We start from the raw sequence: 977 nt of genomic DNA on the forward strand, positions 1-977 counted from the left end.
AGGATCAGCCAAGCGAGTGAGCAACTCTGCTGGTGGTTGTTTGCGATCCCAGATTGCTTGCTCGACGTTGAGTTGGCAATGCTGTAATAGCTGGCCCGTATTGGTGTCACGAGTTAGCTCATTTGGGTGCATCAATAGCAGTATGTCGTGCTTGCTGGTGAGTTTAGGCACCAGCGAGCAAATACAGTTGAACAGAAAACCGCAATGGGGACACGGTTGTGACATTACAGTCGAACCCCTTCACGCACAGGGCTAATACCATCCGAAAACAGACGAACACCACTGATTTGTTCTGGTGTGGCTGTTGGTGCCATGCTCGGGTTCAGAGGGTAGCTTACGCCAGTGTACTGCATGACATGTTTTGCTGGTGTTGCGCCGCCGCCACTAACATCGAAAATCAGGTCGCGCCAACCGTGCGACGTTTGTTGGCCGAGCATCATTGGGCTTCTTACCAGTGTAATTCGACTATTGAAGCGCCATTCTTTTTCATGGTTTTCGAACACCAAGAGCGTACAACCGCCTGAGCCGCACCAATCCAATTGAACCAGCAGTTCTTCATTGCCATCTCCACTGAGATCGTACGTTAACCAGCGGTATTGGTTATTGCTTGGGTCGGTTTGATGAATGAAAAAGTAGTTTCGTACCGCAGCATCGACTTTGGAATCGAAATCGGCACTGGATGGGACGTCAGCACTGCCGCTAGGTTGGTCTGCGCGCTTCGCCGCCGGTTGTTGAACGCCTGCATCACGAACGGTTGCTGGGTAAAGCACTAAGCCACCATCGGCGATCGGGTACACCATGCTGCCCACTTTTTCCTTGGTGGCTTTGAGTTGGTTGCCTTCGCGCGTAAAGAGTCGCTCAGACATCAAACGTTGTTGCTGGTGGTGGGTCATCACAACTTGAACTTGCGACGGGCTCAACTGTTGCCAGAAGCCGCGTTCCACTAATGGGTCTTGACCGTTTGAGTAGCTGTATTT

The 977-nt window shown here is 51.6% G+C and carries 1 protein-coding gene and 1 pseudogene; both read right to left on the reverse strand.

Annotated elements, in window-relative coordinates; genetic code table 11:
• Positions 1-225: DTW domain-containing protein (locus R7Z77_RS24280; RefSeq protein ID WP_318136919.1), on the reverse strand; the 225-nt coding region annotated here is incomplete at its 3' end.
• Positions 225-977: pseudogene (locus R7Z77_RS24285) on the reverse strand (hypothetical protein); the annotation flags it as partial. The pseudogene R7Z77_RS24285 and the gene R7Z77_RS24280, both read right to left, overlap by 1 nt.

The sequence above is a fragment of the Vibrio sp. 1401 genome, from assembly GCF_033340295.1.